Source organism: Streptomyces sp. CY-1 (assembly GCF_047218265.1).
GTDB classification, from domain to species: Bacteria; Actinomycetota; Actinomycetes; order Streptomycetales; family Streptomycetaceae; genus Streptomyces; species Streptomyces niphimycinicus.
Genome location: NZ_CP178393.1, coordinates 8007805 through 8023559, shown reverse-complemented (window position 1 = coordinate 8023559; position 15755 = coordinate 8007805). Strand labels below are relative to the sequence as shown.

Below are 15755 nucleotides of genomic sequence, written 5' to 3'. Positions count from 1 at the left end.
TTGACCGCTTGGTCTGCTCAGAAGTCGAAGCCGAGTTGGCCTTCGTCCTCCAGCGCGACCGGTTCTGGGGTGCTGCGGACCCGCTTCAGGTGCCGCCAGCGGGGCAGCCCGTCCATATAGGCCCAGGACAGCCGGTGGTGGGGCGTGGGCCCCAGTTCCCGCAGGGCGGCGCGGTGCACGGGGGACGGATATCCGGCGTTGTCCTCGAAGCAGAAGTCCAGGTGCTCGGCTCCCAGTTCGGCCATCATCGCATCCCGGCGCACCTTGGCGATCACCGAGGCGGCGGCGACGGACACACAGGACTGATCACCCTTGATGACCGTACGGACCGCCCAGGGAGCGCCGAGGTAGTCGTACTTCCCGTCCAGGATCACCGCGTCCGGCCGGACCGGCAGCGCGTCCAGCGCACGCGTGGCGGCGAGCCGGAGGGCGGCCGTCATCCCCAGGCCGTCGATCTCCTCGGGAGAGGAGTGACCCAGGGCGTGCGCGGTGACCCACGAGTGCAACTCCTGGGCCAGGGTCGTGCGCTTCTTCGGGCTCAGCAGCTTGGAGTCGGTGAGTCCGGTCGGCGGACGGCGCAGGCCGGTGACCGCTGCGCAGACCGTCACCGGACCGGCCCATGCCCCGCGCCCGACCTCGTCGATACCGACGACGATCTTGGCTCCCGTCGTGGCGCGAAGCGAGCGCTCGACACTGTGGGTGGGCGGTTCATATGCCATGGCGAGGACAACCTTACGCCGCTCTTACCTGCGTTCGGAACCCGGATCCTCCGCAGCGGTGCCCGGCTCCTCCGGGCGGCCCCTCCCTCGGTGAACCGGGTGTCCGATTCGGCTCAACACGGCGCGGCGGAGGGCCGGTTCGGCGGTGGGGCAAACCGGGCGAGGCACCGCATCACGCACATGGGAGGGGTCAGTCGGCCGGCGCCGGGACCCACTCCGGCAGCGCCTCGGTGCGGTCCAGCCAGTCGGCGGGCGGCGCACCGGCGGCAGCGGCCGCGACCACTCCCCCGACAATGGCGCAGGTGGTGTCCACGTCCCCGCCGGCCGAGGCCGTCCGCCAGAACGCCTCCTCGAAGGAGCCCAGGTGGCGGGCGGCCGCCCACAGGGCGAACGGCACGGTGTCATGGGCGCTGGTGCGCCGGCCACAGCCGAGCACCGCGGCGACGGTCCCGGCGTCCGCGTAGTCGAGCATGTCGCGGGCGCGGCGCAGCCCCGCCTGGACCGCGCTGCGCGGCACCACCTCGACCACCTGGTCCAGCAGCTCCTCCGGCCCACCATGGCCCGCCGGATCCGCCACCAGCGCCGCGGCCGCGGCCACCGCCATGGCTCCCGCCACGGCCTCGCGGTGCTGATGTGTGGTGTACGCCGAGATCTCCGCCTGATGCGTCGCCTGCTCCACATCGCCCGCGTACCAGGCTCCCAGCGGGGCGATCCGCATGGCGGCGCCGTTGCCCCACGATCCCTGTCCCTGGAACAGCCCGGCGGCCAGGTCACGCCAGTCGCCGCCCTCCCTGATCAGGCGGAGCATCCGGTTCACGGCGGGGCCGTAGCCCCGGTCGAAATCATGGTGGTCGGCGAAGGATCGGGCGAGATGGTCCTGGTCGATCCGGCCGTGGTTCACCAGGACGGCCAGGATCGAACAGGCCATCTCGGTGTCGTCGGTCCACTGCCAGGGGTCGGGCGGCAGCTCGCGGCGCTTGAGGAACGGATAGTTGGCGGGGACGAAGAACTGGGAACCGAGGGCGTCGCCCACGGCCAGCCCGCGCAGACTCCTAAGAGCCCGATGGAAACGGTCAGCGGTCATCGCTGCGCACTCTAACCGGTGCGACCGTAGGGCTTGGGGGTGCACCAGCGCTCGAAGGGCCGGTCCAGGTGGTAGCGCCCGTCCGAGCCGAGCAGCAGCGCCCGTGATTCGCCGTTGCCGGGGTTGGACAGCGACTCGAATTCGGCGACGTTCCAGTGCAGCCACCGCATGCAGAACAGCCTCATGGTCAGCCCATGGGTCACCAGCAGGACGTTCGGCGGATGGGCAGGGTCCTGGAAGCTGCGCCACAGGCTCTCCAGGAACGCGTCCACCCGGTCGTAGACGTCGGCGCCCGACTCACCCTGCGCGAACCGGTAGAAGAAGTGTCCGTAGGCGTCGCGGTACGCCATCTGTTTCCGCACGTCCTCGCGGTCCTGCCAGTTTCCCCAGTCCTGCTCCCGCAGCCGCGGCTCCTCCCTGACCCGGGTGCGCGTGGGGTCGAGATCGAGCAGCCTCAGGGTCTGGTGAGTGCGGCGGTACGGCGACACATAGATCGACACGCGCTCGTCGCCGAAGGCGGCGCGCAGCCTCTCCCCCGCCTCCGTCGCCTGCCGACGCCCGGTCTCGGTCAGCTTCAGGGCATGGTCGGGCACCCTTTCGTACACCGAGTCATCAACATTCCCCTCTGATTCTCCGTGCCGCAGGAGGACGATGCGCCGGGGTCGTGCCATGGCGCCACCCTAGATCGAGGCCGCGGCCGGTGCCGCATCCCCCTCCTCGGCCATGAGCCGGCCTCCTCGTATTTCGCACCGGCGCCCGGTGAAGCGGCTGCGCAGCAGCCGGTCGTGTGACACCACCACCAGCGCCCCGGTCCACTGGGCCAGCGCCTCCTCCAGCTCCTCCACCAGGCCGAGGGCGAGATGGTTGGTCGGCTCGTCGAGCAGCAGCAGATCGGCGGGGCGGGCCAGCAGCCGGGCGAGCGCCAGCCGGCGGCGCTGGCCCGCGGAGAGCGATCCCACCGGGACGTGGAGATCGTTCGTGCGGAACAGCCCGTACGACAGCAGAAGGGCGCCCTGCTCCTCCGGTGTCCCCGGCAGCCCACGGCCGAAGGCCGACAGCAGCCGCTCCCGGGGCCTGGCAACCGGTATCTCCTGGGCGAGATAGCCGATCCTGCCCCGGCGGGCCGCCCGGCCGGTATCCGGCTCCTCCCATCCCGCCATGACCCGCAGCAGCGTGGACTTGCCCGCGCCGTTGGCACCGTGGACGAGCACTCTCTCCCCGGCCGCCACGGTGAGCCGGTCGACCGCCAGCCGCTCCCCCACGCGGACGTCGTGGAGGTCGATGAGCACACCACCCGCCGTACCCGCGGCGGGGAGCGCAGAGAACCGCAGCGGCTCCGGCGGGCGCGGCACCGGGTCCTCCTGGAGCCTGCGCAGCCTCTCCCTGGCGTTCCGCACCCTGCTGGACACCGAGGACTGCACACGCCCCCTGTCCCGGTCGTAGGCCAGCTTGTTGCCGTCCTTCATGCCGCGGCCCGGGGCGACCCGCCGTGCGACGGTCGTGGCGGCCTCCGTCAGCGCGGCCGTCTCCACGCACCACTCCTCGTACGCCTGCTCCCAGCGGCGGCGCGCGGCGGTCTGCTCGGCGACGAATCCGGCGTACCCCCCTCCGTACCGCACCAGGGCGCGGCGGTCGGCGTCCACCTCGACGATCGCGGTCGCCACCCGCTCCAGGAAGACCCGGTCGTGGGAGACCGCGAGGACGGTGCCCGAATGCCCCCGCAGCGCCTCCTCCAGCCAGCCGAGCGCGGCCCCGTCGAGGTGGTTCGTCGGCTCGTCCAGCAGCATCACCTCGGGCGCGGCGGCGATCAGGCAGGCGAGCCCGAGCCGGGCCTGCTCACCGCCCGACAGACTGCCGAGCCGCCGCTCGTACCCGATGCCGCCGAGCCCCAGGCCGTGCAGGGCCTTCTCCACCCGGGCGTCCGCCTCATAGCCGCCGCGGGCCTCGAACGCGGTCAGCAGATCGCCGTACGCGGCGAGCGCGCCGGGGGCGCCACCGTCGAGATCCGCCTCCAGCTCGCGCAGCCCGCGCTCCATGGCGCGCACCTCGGCGAGTGCGGCGTCCACCGCGTCACGCACCGTGTGATCCGGGGGCCGCTCGGGCGTCTGGCCGAGGTGACCGATGCCGCCGTCGGCCACCGTCACCACGGCCCCGTCGTCCGGTGACTCGCTCCCGGCCAGCAGCCGCAGCAGGGTGGACTTGCCCGCTCCGTTCTCCCCCACGACACCCACCCGCTCCCCGGGCCGGACCGCGAAGGACACGTCGTCGATCAGCAGCCGGTCCCCCCGGGACAGCGTGACGCCTCGGAGCGAGATCTGCGTGGGCACAGGGGCGCACCTCCAAACACGCGAGCACGTGGGCCATTCGGACCGCACGCTCCAAATACAACTGATGTTGCATTACCCTCACCATGACACAGGAAACCCGCTAACACAACTGGAGTTGCACTTGTCCGCAGAGAGCGCCGCCCCGACACCGGGCACCGTCCGCCCCGGCGGGCGCACCGCACGCACCCGCTCGGCGGTGCGCGACGCCGTGCTCACCGGCCTCGCCGAGCACGGCTATCCCGGTCTGACCGTGGAGTACGTCGCCGAGCGCTCGGGCATCCACAAGACGACCGTCTACCGGCGCTGGGGCAGCGTCGAGGGGCTTGTGGCGGACGCGCTCGACCTCGCGGGCGAGGACGCCTGGACACCGCCCGACACCGGAAGCCTGGAGGGCGATCTGCGCGCCCTCGCCCGCGAGGTGACCGAGACCTTCGGCAGCGCGCCGGCCGCCGCCGCACCGACCGCCTTCATCGCGGCCGCGTTCCAGTCCGAGCGCGCGGCCGAGGCACTGCGCGACTTCTACACCGAGCGCTTCGCCCGCTGCGAATCCGTGGTCCGGCGGGCTGTGGACCGCGGTGAGGCCCCGTCCGGCACCGACGCCGCGGCGGTCGTACGCGCCGTCTCCGCGCCCTTGTTCTTCCGGGCGCTCATCACCCGTGAGCCCATCGATACGCCGCTCGCCGACCAGACGGCGGCCGCCGTCGCCGCCGCGGTCCGGGCCGGGGCGTATTCCCCTGCCCGCCGGTGATCAGGGCCGTTCCTGAGCGCCTAGCCGCCTCCTGAGCGCAGGAGCGCCGCTCGCCGGCCGAGGGCTCGTCCCACCCTCACGCCACCGTCCAGGCGGACTCGACCCGTACGACATCGCCCGCGATCGCCGCCACATCCGCTTCCGTCTGCGCGCGCAGGCCGAGCCGCTCGACCCGCTCCACCCGGTACTTCCCGTGCTCGGCAGCCGAATCCCACATCGACAGCACCAGGAACTCGTTCCCCGGCGCCTCGCCGAACACCCCGCGCAGCATCCCGGGCGACCCGGCCATGGCCGGATTCCACACCTTCTCCTGCACCAGCGTGAAGTGATCCACCCGGTCGGGGCGCACCCGGCAGTGTGCGACGCGCACCACGTCCGCGTCGGAGAACCGCGGCTCGAAGCCGACCTTCACATCGAACCGGTGCTCGAACAGCCGGACTTGCATATCCCGGTACGTGCCCGACTGCGCGGCCGCCAGCCGGTCGTGCGAACGCGCCATGAAGGAGTCGTAGAACGCCCGGCTCTCCCAGAACGCGAAGACATGCGCCACATCCGGACGCCCCCGGCTCCAGCCACCGCCCTGCCCCCGGAATCCCGGTTCGCCGGGCAACCCCGCCCACTTCCGCTGCCCCCGCTCGAAACCCGGGCGGTCCACCACGGTGCAGCGAATCCACTTGACCAGCACCGCGCCATCCTACGGCCGTGCGGTGGCCCCCATCACATACCGGAGAGTCCGCCCCCGGTTCGGCGCCGCACCGTACGACGCCCGGAGACATCGGCGGCGGGGCGCGAGCCCGAAGGCCCGCACCCCGCCGCCGATGTCATCCGTAAGGATCCGCGATCAGCTACAGCCGCTCGTCGAACCGCAGCCCTCGCACAGGTAGCAGCTTCCCGCGCGGCGCATCTTGGTGCCGCAGGAGAAGCAGAGCGGCGCGTCCGCGTTCATCCCGAGCTGGATCTCGACCAGTTCGGTCGAGCTGTGGGCCTCCCTCGCCGACTCGGACGTGGCCCGCGGCTGGGATGTGCTGCTCTTCGGGGCCTCCACATGGCGCGGCGCCGACTGGGCCAGTCCCTCGACGTCCATCTCGTCGTCGCTGGTCTCGTAGGACCCCGTCTCCAGGTGCCGCTGGCGCTCCTCGGCGGAGTGGATGCCGAGCGCGGAGCGGGTCTCGAAGGGCAGGAAGTCCAGCGCCAGCCGGCGGAAGATGTAGTCGACGATCGACTGCGCCATCCGCAGGTCCGGATCGTCCGTCATACCGGCCGGCTCGAAGCGCATGTTGGTGAACTTCGAGACATAGGTTTCCAGCGGCACGCCGTACTGGAGACCGACCGACACGGCGATCGAGAAGGCGTCCATCATGCCCGCCAGGGTCGAGCCCTGCTTGGACATCTTCAGGAAGACCTCGCCAAGACCGTCGTCCGGGTACGAGTTGGCGGTCATGTAGCCCTCGGCGCCGCCCACCGTGAAGGAGGTGGTGATGCCGGGACGGCCCTTGGGGAGCCGCTTGCGGACCGGGCGGTACTCGACGACCTTCTCGACCTCGGGCTCGACCTGTGCCTTCTCCTCCTTCTTCTTGGCGGAGAGCGGCTGGCCGACCTTGCAGTTGTCGCGGTAGATCGCCAGCGCCTTGATGCCGAGCTTCCAGCCCTCGAAGTAGATCTCCTCGATCTCCTCGACGGTGGCCGACTCCGGCATGTTGACCGTCTTGGAGATCGCGCCGGACAGGAACGGTTGGGCGGCCGCCATCATCCGCACATGGCCCATCGGCGAGATGGAACGCTCGCCCATCGCGCAGTCGAAGACCTCGTAGTGCTCGGGCTTCAGCCCCAGCGCGTCGATCACATTGCCGTGGTCGGCGATGTGGGCGACGATCGCCTCGACCTGCTCCTCCTGGTAGCCGAGCCGCTTGAGCGCCTTGGGGACCGTGTTGTTCACGATCTGCATGGAGCCGCCGCCGACCAGCTTCTTGAACTTGACCAGGGCCAGGTCAGGTTCGACGCCCGTGGTGTCGCAGTCCATCATCAGGCCGATGGTGCCGGTCGGTGCGAGCACCGACGCCTGGGCGTTGCGGAAGCCGCTCTTCTCGCCGAGGCGCAGCACGTCCTGCCATGCCTCGGTGGCCGCGGCCCAGACCGGGGTGTCCAGGTCGTCCATGCGCTTGGCGATGGCGTTGGCGTCCGAGTGCTGCTTCATGACCCGCTTGTGGGCGTCCGCGTTACGGGCGTAGCCGTCGTACGGACCGACCACGGCGGCGAGCTCCGCGGAGCGCTTGTACGAGGTGCCGGTCATCAGGGAGGTGATGGCTCCGGCCAGGGCCCGGCCGCCGTCGCTGTCGTAGGCGTGGCCGGTGGCCATCAGCAGGGCGCCCAGGTTTGCGTAGCCGATGCCCAGTTGGCGGAAGGCGCGGGTGGTCTCGCCGATCTTCTCGGTCGGGAAGTCCGCGAAGCAGATGGAGATGTCCATCGCGGTGATGACCAGCTCGACGACCTTGGCGAAGCGCTCGGCGTCGAAGCGCTGGTTGCCCGCGTCGTCGTCCTGGAGGAACTTCATCAGGTTGAGCGAGGCGAGGTTGCACGAGGAGTTGTCCAGGTGCATGTACTCGCTGCACGGGTTGGAGGCGGTGATCCGGCCCGATTCCGGCGAGGTGTGCCAGTGGTTGATGGTGTCGTCGTACTGGATGCCCGGGTCGGCGCAGGCCCAGGCCGCCTCGGCCATCTTGCGGAAGAGGGACTTGGCGTCGACCTCTTCGATGGGCTCACCGGTCAGCCGACTGCGCAGCCCGAACGAGGAGCCGGACTCCACGGCCTTCATGAACGTGTCGTTCACCCGGACGGAGTTGTTGGCGTTCTGGTACTGGACGGACGTGATGTCGTCGCCGCCCAGGTCCATGTCGAAGCCCGCGTCGCGCAGGGCGCGGATCTTCTCCTCCTCCTTGACCTTGGTCTCGATGAACGCCTCGACATCCGGGTGATCGACGTCGAGCACGACCATCTTGGCGGCCCGGCGGGTGGCGCCGCCCGACTTGATCGTTCCGGCGGAGGCATCGGCGCCGCGCATGAAGGAGACGGGGCCGGAGGCGTTGCCGCCCGAGGAGAGGAGCTCCTTGGAGGAGCGGATACGGGAGAGGTTCAGACCGGCGCCGGAGCCGCCCTTGAAGATCATCCCCTCTTCCTTGTACCAGTCCAGGATCGACTCCATCGAGTCGTCCACGGAGAGGATGAAGCAGGCGCTGACCTGCTGCGGCTGCTTGGTGCCGACGTTGAACCAGACAGGCGAGTTGAAGCTGAAGACCTGGTGCAGCAGCGCGTAGGTGAGCTCGTGGTCGAAGATCTCGGCGTCCGCGGGCGAGGCGAAGTAGCCATTGTCCTCACCGGCCTTGCGGTAGCTGCGCACCACGCGGTCGATGAGCTGCTTGAGGCTCGCCTCGCGCTCCGGGGACCCCACCGCGCCACGGAAGTACTTGCTCGTGACGATGTTGACCGCGTTCACCGACCAGAAGTCGGGGAACTCCACGCCGCGCTGCTCGAAGTTGACCGAACCGTCGCGCCAGTTGGTCATGACGACGTCACGACGCTCCCAGACCACCTCGTCGTACGGATGCACGCCGGGGGTGGTGTGGATGCGCTCGATGCGCAGACCCTTGTTCGCCTTGCTTCCCTTGGAGCGGGAGCCTCGTGCCGGGCCGCTCGTCGTCTCTGTCATTCCGCCTCCCTGGTACGGGCGAAAACGCCCTGATGTGCCCATTTCTTCCCCAGGCACGTATCTGTCTTTCACCCGGATGCGGCAAGCGCCCCGGGTAGGTGTGTGGGTCGCCGGTCAGTCGGCGGCGACGGCCGGCGCGGGGGCCTCCGCGGCCCCGTCGGCGCCGGACCCGCGGTCGTGCGCGGGAGGCCGTTGCTGGTCACGCAGCTCCGCCACGGCCGCCTCGAAGTCCTCGAGGGAGTCGAAGGCGCGGTAGACGGAGGCGAAGCGGAGGTAGGCGACGAGGTCGAGCTTCTGGAGCGGGCCGAGTATGGCGAGCCCGACGTCATGGGTGGACAGCTCGGCACTGCCGGTGGCCCGGACCGCCTCCTCCACCTGCTGACCGAGCTTGGCGAGGGCGTCCTCGGTGACCGGACGGCCCTGGCACGCCTTGCGTACCCCCGAGATGACCTTGTCGCGACTGAAGGGCTCGGTGACCCCGCTGCGCTTGATCACCATCAGTGACGCGGTCTCCACGGTCGTGAAGCGACGCGAGCAGTCGGGGCACTGGCGGCGCCTGCGGATCGAGCAGCCGTCGTCGGTGGTGCGGCTGTCGACGACACGGCTGTCGGGGTGCCGGCAGAAGGGGCAGTGCATGACTCCGAACCCTCCCTCACCCTCAAGAACGGCGCATGCCGGAACATGCCTGACTAGCCCCGACCGGGCCGCGAGGCCCGTCGGGACGGCCACAAGCATAGGCGAAAACCTTGGCGGCGAATCCACCAGGGACCACAACTTGTGGGTGGCTTGCATCCATCAAACCACTAGATCTGGTGGCTGGCACTCAACCGAGCCGAATGGCGTGTCACGGCTGGGGAGCAGGCACGAGACTACGCGAGCCCCACGCGTCCCGGATTCACGGGGGTCGGGATGCAAGACTGGGCCCGCCCCCACGGCGACCGGATCAAACGGTCCATACACCTAACCCTGTGATCACGTCAGCCCATCTGCGAAATTTCACTCGAACGTGTGTTTGGCGCAACCTTTCGAAAGCAACTACCGTTGTCCAACTAGGGAGAACATCTCGAGAGGGGCCGTCGTGACCACCACCGCAGAGAGCACCACCGTTACCGCCCAGGAGCGCTCCCAGAGCCGACTCGAACAGACACACGCGATGAACCAGACCCACCCGATCAACGACGACGCCACGAATCCGGAAGGACAGAAGCCCACGCGCTCGCTACCAGGGCGACCTCCAGGCATCCGGGCGGACAGCTCAGGGCTGACCGACCGGCAGCGGCGCGTCATCGAAGTCATTCGCGACTCTGTGCAGCGGCGCGGTTACCCGCCGTCCATGCGGGAGATCGGCCAGGCGGTGGGCCTCTCCAGCACCTCGTCCGTCGCCCATCAGCTCATGGCTCTGGAGCGGAAGGGCTTTCTGCGGCGCGACCCCCATCGGCCCCGGGCCTACGAGGTCCGCGGCTCCGACCAGCCCAGCGCCCAGCCCACGGACACCGCCGGCAAGCCCGCCGCCTCCTATGTGCCGCTGGTCGGCCGGATCGCGGCCGGTGGGCCGATCCTCGCCGAGGAGTCGGTCGAGGATGTTTTCCCGCTCCCCCGGCAGCTTGTCGGCGACGGTGAGCTCTTCGTGCTGAAGGTGGTCGGCGACTCCATGATCGAGGCCGCCATCTGCGACGGGGACTGGGTGACGGTGCGCCGTCAGCCCGTCGCCGAGAACGGTGACATCGTCGCCGCGATGCTCGACGGCGAGGCCACGGTGAAGCGTTTCAAGCGTGAGGACGGCCATGTCTGGCTGCTCCCGCACAACGCCGCCTACCAGCCGATTCCCGGCGACGAGGCCACCATTCTGGGCAAGGTGGTCGCGGTGCTGCGGCGCGTCTGAGCGCACCGGATCGAGGTGCGCCCTGAGCGTGCCCCACGACCGGGCCCCGGGACCACTGCGCCGGTTCCGGGGCCCTGCTGTATGTGGCGACCATCGGGGCGCTGTCGGCATCATGGGGCGACCATCGGGGCCCGTCGCATATGGCGGCCGTGGCGGCCTTGGGGCGCCAGGTCCCGCCAGACCGCCTGGCCCTTGGCCCGGCTAGGCCCCCTGGGCCTTGGCCGCCGCGTCGATGGCGGCCAGCGAGCGGCGCACCTGGTTGCGGTCGGTCGTGTACCAGAAGTCCGGCATGGACTTGCGGAGGAACGAGCCGTAGCGGGCCCGCTCGACCCTCGGATCCAGGACGGCGACGATCCCCCGGTCGTCCGAAGCCCGCACCAGCCGGCCCGCGCCCTGGGCCATGAGCAGCGCGGCATGGGTAGCGGCGACGGCCATGAAGCCATTGCCCCCGGCCTCCTCCACCGCCTTCTGGCGGGCACTCATCAGAGGGTCGTCGGGGCGGGGGAAGGGCACCCGGTCCATCACCACCAACTGACAGCTCGGCCCCGGCACATCGACGCCCTGCCAGAGGGACAGCGTGCCGAACAGGCAGGTCCGGGCGTCGGCGGCGAAGGCACGGATCAACTCGCCCAGCGTCTCCTCGCCCTGGAGGAGGATGGGCGTATCGAGACGCCCGCGCAGCTCCTCCGCGGCTGCCTGGGCGGCGCGCATGGACGAGAACAGCCCGAGCGTGCGACCACCCGCGGCCTCGACCAGCTCGGCGAGCTCATCGAGCATGTCGGCGCGGCTGCCCTCGCGGCCGGGCTGGGCGAGATGCTTGGCGACGTAGAGGATCCCCTGCTTCGAGTAGTCGAAGGGCGAGCCGACGTCGAGGCCCTGCCAGCGCGGCGCGGTCTCCTCGCCGCCCTCCGGATCCTGCGGGCTCTCCGGGGCGAGACCGAGCGAGGCCGCCACCCCGTTGAAATCCCCGCCCAGCTTGAGCGTGGCGGAGGTGAGGACGACGGACCGGTCCTCGAACAGCTTCTCGCGCAACAGCCCCGACACCGAGAGCGGGGCGACCCGCAGCGAGGCACCGAAGCGGTCGTGCCGCTCGTACCAGACCACGTCGTACTCGGAACCCTCGACGATCCGCTCGGCCACCTGGTGGATGTTCTCCACCGAGCCCAGGGCCTGCTTGCGGATCGCGTCCTCGTCCTTGACCGAGGCGTCCCGCGTGGCGCCGAGCGCCGAGATCACCGTGCGGGCCGCGTCGCGCAGCGCCATCAGCACATAGCCGAGGTCCTCGGGGATCTTCTCGAGGCGGCCGGGCAGAGCGAGCTCCATCAGCCGCTCGAAGCCCTCAGAGGCGGTCTGGAGGGCGTCCGCCGCCTGCTCGTTGACCAGCTTCGCGGCACGCCGCACGGCCCGGTTGACCTGGCCGGGGGTGAGCTCCCCGCTGGCGACGCCGGTGACCCGGGAGACCAGCTCATGGGCCTCGTCGACGATCAGCACCTCATGGCTGGGCAGCACGGGGGCGCCCTCGATGGCGTCGATGGCGAGCAGCGCGTGATTGGTGACGACGACATCGGCGAGCTTGGCCCGCTCACGGGCGGCCTCGGCGAAGCACTCCGCGCCATAGGCGCATTTGGACGCGCCGAGGCACTCCCGGGAGGTGACCGACACCTGGGACCAGGCGCGGTCCGAGACACCGGGGCTCAGATCGTCCCGATCGCCCGTCTCGGTCTCGTCCGACCAGTCACGCAACCGCAGCAGGTCCTTGCCGAGCTTGCTGGTGGGCGTGGCGGCCTCGAACGGGTCGAAGAGGCCGGCTTCATCGGCGTCCTCCTGCGGGACGCCCTCATGGAGCCGGTGCAGGCACAGATAGTTGGAGCGGCCCTTGAGCATGGCGAACTCGGGGCGGCGGCGCAGCAGCGGGTGCAGGGCCTCCACGGTGCGGGGCAGGTCCCGCTCGACGAGCTGCCGCTGAAGGGCGAGGGTCGCCGTGGCGACGACGACACGCTCGCCGTGGGCGAGGGCGGGCACCAGATAGCCGAGGGACTTCCCGGTGCCGGTGCCGGCCTGAACCAGCAGATGGGAGCTGTCGTCGATCGCCTCCGCCACGGCTTGGGCCATGGCGGTCTGACCAGGGCGCTCGGTGCCACCGACGGTGGTTACGGCGGCGTGCAGCAGATCGGCGAGTGGAGGCGAGGACGATTCAGTCATAGGGCTGCCAGCCTACGGGGCGGCACCGACATCACTCCCGTCGGTGTGGTCGGTGACGGATGGTTTCGGCGAGCGCGGGGCCGGGGCGGATCCCCGCTTCCGGGGACGGACGGACCCCGCTTTCGTGGGACGGCCGTCCTCGCCGCATGGGAACCGGGACCGGCCGAGCGGTGTATCAACAGTGAAGTCTCGCATCGAAGCAGGCACATCGCCGGGGGGCACGGATGGTTGCGGAGGATCACAGGACGTGTCGCAGGGCACGGTCGCGCAGCATCAGCGCGGCGCGTTTGCCGGGGAGTTCGACTTCCGCGGAGAAGCGGAATCCGGCGCCGAGGAACGCGGCGACGGAGGGGGTGTTACGGAGATCCGGTTCGGCCACGACCCGGGTGCAGGACGGACGGTGCTCGAGGACGAGGTCGGCGGCCGCGCGGAGCAGGATCGTGCCCAGGCCACGGCCACGATCGCCGACCCGGCCGATGAGCAGGTGGATACCCGTGTCGTGCGGCCGGGCCGGATAGTAGCGCGCGAGCGGGTCCAGATCGGCGCGGTACACCTCCCAATAGCTCATCGGGGCGCCGTCCAGGACACCCAGACAGGGGACGCTGCGGCCGTCGCCGTCGAGCTGACCTCCGAGGTGGCTCGCGGTGGTCTCGTCGGGGCCGTCGAGCTCCCAGAAGGCGGCGACGGAGGGGTCGTTCATCCATTGGGCGATGAGCCGCAGATCGCGCCCGATGCGGACCGGGACGAGTTGGAAGGTGCCCAACGGGGTGCTGGTGGGCCGCCATTCGACGATGTGGTCGAGCAGATCCGCCCGGCCGTCGGCTTCCCGTCCGGTCGAGTCCAGGTCGATGAGTCGTGCGATGTCCTCTTCCTGGCGCAGCCGCATGTCGATGGTGTCGTCGGTGCTGGAGCTCGTACCGGAGTCGGTGTGCGGCACGGCGACGCTCTCCTCTCAGGGGGCTCGGCACGTCGTGAGGGACGTGAGGGTGAGGGGCGTGATCGCGGGTCGCGGGGTCAAGCCATGGGGGTGATAGCTGAGATGCCGAAAGGAGAGACAGACGTGACGAGGGGGTTGGCGATGGTCACATAGACGGACTGGGTGTCCACCGGTCCCACGAGTTCGTCCAGGCCGCGCAGCCGGGTGAGCAGATTGGCCTTGCAGCGCAGGGTGGGCGCCTCCAGGAGCCGGGCGGGAAGCGGTGAGCGGGTTCTGCCGGGGCCGGACGCGGTCTCGGTGAGAAAGCGGCGGAACGCGGCCAGCAGAACGCGCTCGTCGACGAGTCGCTGGGACCCGAAGGCGCCGATCATTCCGAGGACGTTGTTGACACCCAGGTAGTAGGCGAACCGCTCGTCGGTGACCTCGTCGGGTACGAAGGTGTCGCTGCGGCCGCCGATACCGGGCAGCCGGCGCTGGAGTTCGGCGTGCCGGGACGCGCGGAAGTAGTAGCCCTGGTTGTCCCGGTAGCGGCCGCCGATCGGCCAGCCGTCGGGGTCCAGCAGCACCAGGGTGTTCTGCTGGTGCGCCTCGAGCGCGATACCGGCTTCTCCGTCCAGCCAGAGCATGGGGCGTACGACCGTGTGCAGATAGCGCAGGAACCACTCCGCGCCGACGGCCGCTGTGGAACGGCCGGTGCGAGCGGCGAGCCGGGCGACGAGGTGGGCGAGCCGGGAGCGCATCACCGGCTGTCCGCGCCAGGGGCGCAGCGCGAGGAGTCCGGCGACGCAGACGGCGTCGTCGCCGGGGCCGAACGGGTTGTGCCGGATGACGACGTCGAGGCCGGAAACGGGTTCGCCATCCGGTCCGTCGACGGCGAGCCAGGCCGGGTCCCGGACGATGTCGAAGCCCGGAAAGCCGGGGAAGGCCGCCCGCCACTGCTCGGCCAGTCCGCTGCGGAGCAGCCGGTGCACCTCGACACCGCGGCGGAGTTCCTTACGGAGGTTTTCACGACGGGAGTTGGTGATCCGCAGAGCGAGGGAGAGTTTCAGCATGGCAGGAGCGCCGGGCCGGTAGACGGTGCGGACCGAGGAGGTGGGGTGCCAGTGTCCGCCGGACGGCCCGAGGTCGTGCAACAGGCCGGAGTCGAAGAGCGCGGCGGCGTCCGGACGGTGCCGGATCTCGCGAGCCTGCCAGGGATGCAGCGGCAAGGGGACGGTCGCATCGGGCAGTTGGAGGCCGCTGCCCGCCAGGGAGAGGGCGAGCCGCTCGGCGGGCACGGTCCGGCCGCGCTCCGTCCAGGCCGACTCGCAGGCCAGTACGGACCGGGCGACCGCGATCCAGTGAAGGGGGAAAGAGCCACGCGATTCCGGTGAGCAGACGGTGGATTCGCTGTCGGAGAGGCCCTCGCGGCTCTTCGGCGTGGGATGCAGGGGGTGACCGAAGAGGAGGGACTGCTCCGCGTTGAGAAACGGGGTGCTGGTGCCGGGATCGGCGGGCGCCGCACGGCGCTGGGCGAGGAAGACGGCGGTGCGTCGTACGGAGTCCGCGACACGGCCGACGAGTTCGGTGGCGTCCGCGTCGGGGTCGTCCCGCCGTGCGCTGTATGCCGCCTCGCGGGTGAGGAGGGCCGCGAGGGTGACCGCCCCGACGGCGGGCGCGTCGTGGGGGCCATGCTCCAGCAGCGGCGGGCCGAAGCGGTGCCAGCCGGTGGGCGACCAATAGCGCACGGGGACGAGGAGGACGGTTCCACTGGCGGCGAGGGGGATGCGCAGGGTGTCCCTGTCGGGGGGCACGAGGCCGCTCTCGCGTACCCAGCAGCGCAGCAGGTTCTCGACGGCCGCGCCGTCGGCCGCGATCTGCGGATCGGGGTCGTCGAGTGGGTCCACGCCAACCACACGGGCACGGTCGGCGGGCACTCCATGGCTGTCGCGGTCCTGCCGGGGAACGGCCATCGCAGGGAGGGGCGGCCCCTGGGCGGGCAGTTGCGGCACGGGCGGCTCCTCCACCGAGGGCCCTGGGACGGAAGGCTGGGGCGCTCTCGCTCCCGCACCCGCTTCCGCACTCGCTCCCCCACTCGTTTCCGCCGCGCTGACGAGGGGCGCCGCGGCGGGCGACACCGCCAGGGGCAGTGGCTCCTCCACGGGGTGTGGCGG

The 15755-nt window shown here is 70.6% G+C and carries 12 protein-coding genes; 2 read left to right on the top strand and 10 right to left on the bottom strand.

What is annotated here, in order from left to right:
• Window positions 1-17 precede the first annotated feature (17 nt).
• From ACK1X7_RS34520 to abc-f, 4 genes are all read right to left on the bottom strand, one after another.
• Window positions 18-719, bottom strand: a complete 702-nt coding sequence (locus tag ACK1X7_RS34520; protein ID WP_361498731.1) for a ribonuclease HII — start codon at window positions 717-719, stop codon at window positions 18-20.
• Window positions 720-909: 190 nt separating this feature from the next.
• Window positions 910-1803, bottom strand: a complete 894-nt coding sequence (locus ACK1X7_RS34515) for an ADP-ribosylglycohydrolase family protein (protein ID WP_385152258.1) — start codon at window positions 1801-1803, stop codon at window positions 910-912.
• A gap of 11 nt (window positions 1804-1814) precedes the next feature.
• Window positions 1815-2474, bottom strand: a complete 660-nt coding sequence (locus ACK1X7_RS34510) for a histidine phosphatase family protein (protein ID WP_361498727.1) — start codon at window positions 2472-2474, stop codon at window positions 1815-1817.
• Between the two features lie 9 nt (window positions 2475-2483).
• On the bottom strand, window positions 2484-4130 hold the full coding sequence (abc-f, locus tag ACK1X7_RS34505) for a ribosomal protection-like ABC-F family protein (RefSeq protein WP_413116099.1): 1647 nt from the start codon (window positions 4128-4130) through the stop codon (window positions 2484-2486).
• A 121-nt stretch (window positions 4131-4251) separates the two neighbouring features.
• Here abc-f and ACK1X7_RS34500 point away from each other — a divergent pair, with 121 nt between their 5' ends.
• Window positions 4252-4878, top strand: a complete 627-nt coding sequence (locus ACK1X7_RS34500; RefSeq protein ID WP_390792725.1) for a TetR/AcrR family transcriptional regulator — start codon at window positions 4252-4254, stop codon at window positions 4876-4878.
• 76 nt (window positions 4879-4954) lie between these two features.
• Here the strand turns inward: ACK1X7_RS34500 and ACK1X7_RS34495 are convergent, their stop codons facing one another.
• The 3 genes from ACK1X7_RS34495 to nrdR all read right to left on the bottom strand — a co-directional run bounded on the left by ACK1X7_RS34495 (window position 4955) and on the right by nrdR (window position 9217).
• A complete protein-coding gene (locus tag ACK1X7_RS34495; protein WP_216341753.1) occupies window positions 4955-5563 on the bottom strand; it encodes a YdbC family protein in 609 nt (202 codons plus the stop codon).
• Between the two features lie 156 nt (window positions 5564-5719).
• Entirely contained in the window at window positions 5720-8581 is a 2862-nt protein-coding gene (locus tag ACK1X7_RS34490) for a vitamin B12-dependent ribonucleotide reductase (RefSeq protein WP_413116098.1), read from the bottom strand.
• 114 nt (window positions 8582-8695) lie between these two features.
• Window positions 8696-9217, bottom strand: coding sequence for a transcriptional regulator NrdR (nrdR, locus tag ACK1X7_RS34485; protein WP_014055368.1), 522 nt, complete (start codon window positions 9215-9217; stop codon window positions 8696-8698).
• Window positions 9218-9659: 442 nt separating this feature from the next.
• Between nrdR and lexA the strand changes: the two genes are divergently transcribed.
• Window positions 9660-10463 (top strand): transcriptional repressor LexA, encoded by an 804-nt coding sequence (lexA, locus tag ACK1X7_RS34480; RefSeq protein ID WP_385153723.1) that lies wholly within the window; start codon window positions 9660-9662, stop codon window positions 10461-10463.
• A gap of 201 nt (window positions 10464-10664) precedes the next feature.
• On the opposite strand, the gene ACK1X7_RS34475 is transcribed toward lexA, so the two are convergent.
• From ACK1X7_RS34475 to ACK1X7_RS34465, 3 genes are all read right to left on the bottom strand, one after another.
• The gene (locus ACK1X7_RS34475) at window positions 10665-12665 is read right to left on the bottom strand and encodes an ATP-dependent DNA helicase (protein ID WP_390792723.1); all 2001 of its coding nucleotides are present in this window, start codon (window positions 12663-12665) and stop codon (window positions 10665-10667) included.
• Between the two features lie 238 nt (window positions 12666-12903).
• Window positions 12904-13602, bottom strand: a complete 699-nt coding sequence (locus ACK1X7_RS34470; RefSeq protein ID WP_385153729.1) for a GNAT family N-acetyltransferase — start codon at window positions 13600-13602, stop codon at window positions 12904-12906.
• 77 nt (window positions 13603-13679) lie between these two features.
• Window positions 13680-15554, bottom strand: coding sequence for an IucA/IucC family protein (locus tag ACK1X7_RS34465; RefSeq protein ID WP_390792874.1), 1875 nt, complete (start codon window positions 15552-15554; stop codon window positions 13680-13682).
• Window positions 15555-15755: the final 201 nt, after the last annotated feature.

Excerpts from the sequence above, each read along its gene's own strand:
- ACK1X7_RS34520 (WP_361498731.1), bottom strand. The coding sequence starts at position 719 with ATGGCATATGAACCGCCCACCCACAGTGTCGAGCGCTCGCTTCGCGCC.
- ACK1X7_RS34515 (WP_385152258.1), bottom strand. The coding sequence starts at position 1,803 with ATGACCGCTGACCGTTTCCATCGGGCTCTTAGGAGTCTGCGCGGGCTG.
- ACK1X7_RS34510 (WP_361498727.1), bottom strand. The coding sequence starts at position 2,474 with ATGGCACGACCCCGGCGCATCGTCCTCCTGCGGCACGGAGAATCAGAG.
- ACK1X7_RS34490 (WP_413116098.1), bottom strand. The coding sequence starts at position 8,581 with ATGACAGAGACGACGAGCGGCCCGGCACGAGGCTCCCGCTCCAAGGGA.
- nrdR (WP_014055368.1), bottom strand. The coding sequence starts at position 9,217 with ATGCACTGCCCCTTCTGCCGGCACCCCGACAGCCGTGTCGTCGACAGC.
- ACK1X7_RS34475 (WP_390792723.1), bottom strand. The coding sequence starts at position 12,665 with ATGACTGAATCGTCCTCGCCTCCACTCGCCGATCTGCTGCACGCCGCC.
- ACK1X7_RS34465 (WP_390792874.1), bottom strand. The coding sequence starts at position 15,554 with ATGGCCGTTCCCCGGCAGGACCGCGACAGCCATGGAGTGCCCGCCGAC.